This is a genomic window from Chloroflexota bacterium, from assembly GCA_011322445.1.
Classification (GTDB): domain Bacteria; phylum Chloroflexota; class Anaerolineae; order Anaerolineales; family DRMV01; genus DRMV01.
This window is the reverse complement of record DRMV01000014.1, coordinates 1-6,577: the sequence shown is the minus strand read 5'-3', so window position 1 is coordinate 6,577 and position 6,577 is coordinate 1. Positions and strand designations below refer to the sequence as shown.

At 61.1% G+C, this 6,577-nt stretch carries 6 protein-coding genes; 1 reads left to right on the top strand and 5 read right to left on the bottom strand.

Features of this window, described 5'->3' with window-relative positions:
- Positions 1-210: 210 nt before the first annotated feature.
- Positions 211-1,833 (top strand): tRNA uridine(34) 5-carboxymethylaminomethyl modification radical SAM/GNAT enzyme Elp3, encoded by a 1,623-nt coding sequence (locus ENJ54_02570; GenBank protein HFC08730.1) that lies wholly within the window; start codon positions 211-213, stop codon positions 1,831-1,833.
- Here ENJ54_02570 and ENJ54_02565 read toward each other — a convergent pair.
- From ENJ54_02565 to ENJ54_02545, 5 genes are read right to left on the bottom strand one after another with little or no spacing between them, the layout of a single operon-like run.
- Complete coding sequence (locus tag ENJ54_02565; GenBank protein ID HFC08729.1) at positions 1,817-2,956, bottom strand: hypothetical protein; 1,140 nt, start codon at positions 2,954-2,956, stop codon at positions 1,817-1,819. The genes ENJ54_02570 and ENJ54_02565 overlap by 17 nt on opposite strands.
- An 18-nt stretch (positions 2,957-2,974) precedes the next feature.
- Positions 2,975-4,570, bottom strand: coding sequence for a phosphoethanolamine transferase (locus ENJ54_02560; protein HFC08728.1), 1,596 nt, complete (start codon positions 4,568-4,570; stop codon positions 2,975-2,977).
- A 44-nt stretch (positions 4,571-4,614) separates the two neighbouring features.
- Positions 4,615-5,205, bottom strand: coding sequence for a hypothetical protein (locus ENJ54_02555; protein ID HFC08727.1), 591 nt, complete (start codon positions 5,203-5,205; stop codon positions 4,615-4,617).
- A gap of 29 nt (positions 5,206-5,234) precedes the next feature.
- Positions 5,235-5,459, bottom strand: coding sequence for a Trm112 family protein (locus ENJ54_02550; protein HFC08726.1), 225 nt, complete (start codon positions 5,457-5,459; stop codon positions 5,235-5,237).
- Between the two features lie 4 nt (positions 5,460-5,463).
- Positions 5,464-6,411: an endo alpha-1,4 polygalactosaminidase gene (locus ENJ54_02545; GenBank protein HFC08725.1), complete on the bottom strand. Its 948-nt coding sequence runs from the start codon at positions 6,409-6,411 to the stop codon at positions 5,464-5,466.
- Positions 6,412-6,577: the final 166 nt, after the last annotated feature.

The following is a 6,577-nucleotide window of genomic DNA, read 5'->3' as shown; positions in this document are numbered from 1 at the left end:
GGCTCAAACGAGCCGGTGCTCGATGGACGCCATACGGGGCTGAAATGACCGCCAAAGCGCGAGCAGCCTGGTTGAGCGATGCTTGGTCTCCCACCACCGGCTGGCCCCTTGCTGCCTGATTCTACAACTTATGAGTGCTCCCGTTATATGCCCCGCGCGGCCAAAAGTCAAGTAGAATTGGCTTATGACCTTTCTCCTCAGGAACACCCCATGAGCGACGCCCTGCCCCCCGAAACCCTCGCCCAGGCCATCGGCGCGCTGGAAGCCATCCGCGACGGCATGGACGTGATGACGGCCATCAAGCGCCACCCCCTGCCGCGCGGCCTGCTGAGCAAAAGCGCGCTGGTCGCGGCCTACCGCCATCTGGTGGCTTCCGGCGCGTGGGAAGAAGACCCGGGCGTGCTGGCGCGCATCCGCCTGAAGCCGGTGCGTTCCCTTTCAGGCGTCACCGTGGTCACAGTGCTCACCAAGCCCTACGCTTGCCCCGGCGAGTGCATCTTCTGCCCCGACGACGTCCGCATGCCCAAGAGTTACCTGCCCGACGAACCCGGCGCGCAGCGGGCGCTGATGCACGGCTTCGACCCTTACAGCCAGGTGCGCGCTCGCCTGGCCGCGCTGGAAGCCGTCGGCCACCCTACCGACAAAATTGAACTGCTGGTGCTCGGCGGCACGTGGACGTCGTACCCCAAGGATTATCAGACGTGGTTCATCCGCCGCCTGTTCGATGCGCTCAACGCGGACGACTGCCCGCCTGCGTGGCAGCAGGAAGGCGAATGCCGTGCGCCCACGTTGGAAGCCGCACACCGCCACAACGAAACCGCGCGGCACCGCAACGTTGGGCTGGTGATAGAAACCCGCCCCGACCACATCACCCCGCGCGCGCTGCGCCGCCTGCGGGAACTGGGTGTGACCAAGGTCCAAGTCGGCTTCCAGAGCATGGACGACCGCATTTTGGCCCTCAACAAGCGCGGCCACACCGTGGAAGACAACCTCCGCGCCGCGGCGCTGCTGCGGGCTGGCGGCTTCAAAATCGTGGCGCACTGGATGCCCAACCTGCTGGGCGCGACGCCCGAAAGCGACCGTGCGGATTTTGCCCGCCTGTGGCAAGGGCTGTGCCCCGACGAACTGAAAATCTACCCCACCCAACTGCTGCCCAACACCGAACTTTACGCTTACTGGCAGCGGGGGGAATACACGCCCTACACCACCAAAACCCTGATTGACCTGCTGGCCGACCTGAAGGCCACGGTGCCGCCCTACTGCCGCATCAACCGCGTAATTCGCGACATTCCCTCGACGCACGTCGTGGCGGGCAACAAGCGCACCAGCCTGCGGCAAGATGTGCTGGCCGAGATGCAGCGCCGCGGCACCCGCTGCCGCTGCATCCGCTGCCGCGAGGTGCGCGACCAACAGGTGCAGCCCGAAAGCCTGCGGTTGGAAGATTTCACGTATCAGGCCGCGCACGCGGAAGAGCACTTCCTGCAATTCGTCACCCCCGACGACCGCTTAGCGGGCTTTCTGCGGCTTTCCCTGCCCGCACCCCAAGCGCCCGACACGGGGATGAAAGACCTGACCGACGCAGCCATCATTCGGGAAGTGCACGTGTATGGGCAATCGCTGCCCGTGGGCGCGGAGCGGCGGGGCGCGGCCCAGCACATCGGCCTGGGCACCCGCCTGCTGGAAGCCGCCGACCGCGTCGCCCGCGAAGCAGGCTTCCCCCAAATTGCGGTGATTGCCGCTGTGGGCACACGGCAATACTACCTCGCCCGCGGCTTTGAGCGCGGCGAGCACTATCTGGTCAAAAGGCTGTCAGACCTCAGCGGCAATCGGTGATGTCGAAGCGCTGCGTGTCGGTCAGCACAACTTTGACCTCGGGGCGATGCACCAGGGTTTCCAGTGTTTCGGGGTCGTTGATGGTGAAAAGGTGAATGCGCGCGCCGCGCAGCATCCATGCCACAAAGGGGGTATAAAAACGGTGGTCTAACGAAATCGCTGCGAAGCCACCCCGAATGTAGTTCCGCTTGATGCGCATCAGCGCCAGATATTGCCCCCAAAGCGTGTGCGGGAAAGCCGTTTCATCGATGTTGAAAATCCAGTAACTGGTATATAGCCCCAGGCGGGAAAAGTAAATCAGGTTTTCCGGGCGGTCAGATTCGATAATGGCCTGCGAAAGCACCCCGTGCCGCGCCAAAAGGGCGTGCATATCTTGCGCGGCCTGCTGCGCCTGAGCAGGGGTGAGGTAGCGAATCGTCTTGGTATCCAGCCAGAAATAGCCGCGTCCCCCCACCGCGTCGAACACCTGGTCGAGCGTGGTGCGCTGGTCGGGCGGAGGATTAGGGGTGTCGTAACGGCCAATATAATACTCACGCCGGGCCACGTCGTAACGCACATCAATTTCAATGCCCGGCGCGCCAGCATCGAAGGCTGCCACGGTTTGGTCCAGCGCGTCCCGATGGTGAAACCAGAGTTTATGACAATCGGTATAAAACACAGGATGGGGCTGGCGGAACTGGAAATTCACCCACAGGTTATAACCCACGAAAGCAATCACGGCCAGCACCAGCACGCCAAACGCGCCCCGCGTGAGCGGATGGCGCAGCACGGTTGCTACCCGGGGCGAGCGTTTTGCCATCCCAACCAGCGTCACAATCACCAACAGCACCGCAGCCGCTGCCACCAGCCCGGCGAGGGCATCTTCCCCCTCGGCCACGTAGTGCTGCAAAGGCAAAACATGGCGGCTTGCCAGCACCCGGTCGGCAAACCTGGCCGGGGTGGTGTAAATCCACTGCACCAACCACCGCACCACAGCGGCTTCCAGCGGATACAGCACCACGCTGGCCCCCAGCACGCTACCCAGACCACGCCACACGCCCCCCACCTGCTGGCTGAGCAACCACCATACACTTGCCGCCGCCACTGCGGCCAGCATCAGCCACACCCACCAACTCAGTGCCATTGCTATCTCCTCAGGCCCTCAGTGGGTTTCTCGATGATTGAGATAAGGCAGGTCGCGATAATCCATCACCCGGCCGGGGCCCAGGCTGAGCACCTTGTAACTATACGAGATGCCCGGGTCGTCCTCCAACCCCAAGAGGAAGCGAATCTGCAAATCGAGCGTCTCGGTGTTGACAATCCGCCCCTGGGTGGCTTCCGCAATCGGGCGCAACACTTCAGGATGTGTGGCCCAAAACACCAAAGGCACGCGATACTCTTCCTGGTAGGGGTGCGCGTCGGCATGGCCGCCCGCCGTCGCCGTCATCCACTCCCCGTGGTCCGAAGTGTAAATGAAGAGCACATTCTCGCCGCGTTGCTGGAAAAGATCGAAAAGCCGCTCCAGAATGTGGTCGGTGTAGTAAATGGTGTTGACGTATTCTTCGATACGGTCTTTGGGATGCGGAATGAGGGCCTGATCGGGCGGATAGCGACGCGACCATTCGTAATGCGACCCCATGAGATGGAAAAAGAAAGCCTGCTTCCGCCCCGGCACGACCTCATCTGGCGAGAAAATCTCAAAAAGCGCACCATCGGGGGGCGTGGTAGATGGGTTCAACTCTTCCAACACAAACCGCACCACATCGGCCTCAGCAGCGATGGACGAGACCGTATCCGTATAGGGGCTGTAACGCAACTGGTTGGAAAGCCAAAACGTCTGATAACCACACCGTCGCAGGTCAGAAATGATGCTGGGGCTGGTGTAGAAGACATCGTAATTTTCTACCGTGGCCGGGGTCAGCAAAATGGGAATGGAGGTCATGGTCTGATTCGCGGGAGAAATCGCCCGAATCTGCACCTTGTTCTTCAACCCATCCAAAAACGGCGTGGTCGGCAGGTCGTAACCGTAAGCATGCATATAATCGCGGTTGGCCGATTCCCCCTGCACGTAGACGATTTTGTCGAAAGTGGCCGTGCAGTGCAATGGCTTGGCGTGCGCCATGAAAGCCGCGACGTTTTCTTTGCGCTTCAACACCGGGTTGACGCGCGTGTAAACCTGCACACTGGTCACGCCCAACGCCACAGCAGGGTAGGAAGAAGCCACCACCCAATAGCCCAGGCTGCCAACCACAACAGCCGCCGCCAGCCCCCTCCCCAAACGCCGCCAGGGGTGCTGCGGCGCTTGCTGCACATGCTTGTGATGCAAATACCACACCCACACGCCCAGAGCCAAAGCAATGACAACATAGGCAATGAGCACCCAGGCAAACTTGGAATGCACCACAAACTGGTCGAGGAACTCGCTCATTTCGCCGCCGGAGGAATCCAGAGCGGTTTCCACCCGCACCGGCAGGTCACCAATATGCCAGTAGTGGGCCGTATGGGCATAGATGCCGTTGAGCAAGCCTATCAGGAAGGCCCCCACGAGGTAGAGCGCCGGATGCGCCCACCCCAACAAAAAAAGCACCACGGCGACGACAACGCCGCCGAGGAGCATTTCAGGCCGATAAGAATGGCTTTCAAACAACACACCGTAGGTTACGGTGAGAAAAGATGTCCATATAGCGGCCAGTGCCAGCCAGAAATATTCGCTCCGGCTCCACTTGATCAGCCGCGCTAACCACGTCGGGCGGTTCATATCACGCCTCCAGCAAGGTCGCCAAGGGGGGAAACCGCCCACCCTCAGTGGCCAGGGTTGAAAAAGACCATCCCCACGCCCATGCGTTCCAGGCCCTCGTTAGCCCAATGTTCGACGAAGGGGGAAGGGCTATCGAGCGCCTCAAACAGGGCCGGGATGCTGGCTTTATCGCCCAGTTGGGCAAGGGCGCGAGCGGCTTCAATGCGAGCGGCAGGGGTGCCTTCCCGCAGCGTTTGGATGAGCGCCCCCGTCGCGGCTTCGCCGACGGCAGCCAGAGCGTCGGCGGCCAAAGAGGCCAGCAAGCGATCCTCGCCCGAGAGCAAGGCAATCAGCGTCGGCACGGCCTCGGGCGTGGGCTGGTGCCGCAAGCCCAAAGCCGCCACCTGCCGTACCGCGGGGTCGGGGTCGGTCAGGGCTTCCTGCAAGCGGAGCAATACGTCAGGGTGGCGGATTTCCGCCAACGCCCGCAGCGCCCACCAGCGCGTTTCTGCATCGTCAGCACGGCTGAGGGCCAGCAACGCCGGCACCGCTGCCTCGCCCGCCGCGATCAGGGTTTGCACCGCCTGCTCGGTAGCCTCGTCGTCGCCGCGAGTAATGGCTGCCTGCAAAGCGTGAAGAAGGGATTCCATGTCCATCGTCACGATTTAGAGGGCGCGATCGCTTCTCACGCCGCAGCAGGGGGCGGCGGCACAGGCAGGTCTTCCACCGCGGTTGCCTGCCACTTGTCGCCTTCTTCCACCAGCATGACCGGAATATCGTCCCGAATAGGATACTTGCGCCCGCAATCGTGGCATACCAGCCACGCTTCTTTGACCATTTCCAATTCGCCTTTGCCTTCTTGCACACAAACCGGGCAGCGCAAAATTTCCAACAGTTCCTGGCTCACCATAAAATTACTCCTTCTTCCAATCTTGCAGGCACGAATAGCGCCATGCACTCAGATCCCACGGCTTGAGCAACAGCGAGAAGCCCCAGGCATTCGCGCGTGGGCAGACGGCTCCTGCCGTAGCCTCATATTCTATCGCGAAAACCGCTTTGTGGGCAGTGATGAACTGTTTGAGCGGCGCGCATTCGCCATAGGTGAAACACTCCTCGCTCACGGCGAAATCGAAAACCCCAACGAGGTCAGGAATTTGAGGGAGGTCATTTTTCAGCCCGACGGCCAGCCCGCGGCGGTGCGCCTCGGCAGCCAACCAGCGGTTATAGCGCAACTGGTCAGCAGCCGTTAGCGGGAAGCCAGTGTCTTCCAAATAATTTTGCACATTGTCGGGGTCCACGGCATCGCATCCCTTCTTCACCGCGAGGTCCATGCGGGCGCGCATCACAGGAGCCAGGGCTTCCACCTGACGGATATCAAGGTAATATTCACCCTCCCAATCCTCCAGGGCCTTCCCGATAACGCCATGCGGGAAAGCCCCCGTATCGGGGCGCCAGTTTTCATAAGTACCTGCGCTAAAGTAGCAAATGACTTTACGGCCCATGCGGTGCAACGCCGCAATCGTCGCCACAGGGGTGTCGAACAAATCAATGTCATACACCTGGGCATCGTAATGCGTATCGATATTGCCGCTGTTGAGCTGAATTTGCCAAGTGGTGCCGGGGCGCGGATGCCACCAGGCCAGCGGGGGGGGAGAAGGCGTAGACGTCGGCGCAGGCCTCGGCGTCAGGGTGGCAGTGGGGGAAGGCAAAGACGGCCCAAGGGTAGGGCTGGCGGCCGCGGTGGGGGAAATTTGCACTCTCCCCAAGGGCGTCAGCGTGGCAGGCAAGGCCGAAGCAGCCGGCCGACAGGCCGCCAACAGCCCGACAAACACGAAAAACAGAACCATCTTCCCAGTGCGCATGTGGCTATTCTACCAGAGCCAGGGGGAGCACTCAAATGTTGTAGAAAAGGAGTCCTCTGGTATAACAGAGATAAACGCATCATCTATCTCTCACCAAAGGACTCCCAAATGAAGTCTACCACAGAACGCATCACCCAAATCAAAGACCTCATCGTTGCTGAACTTC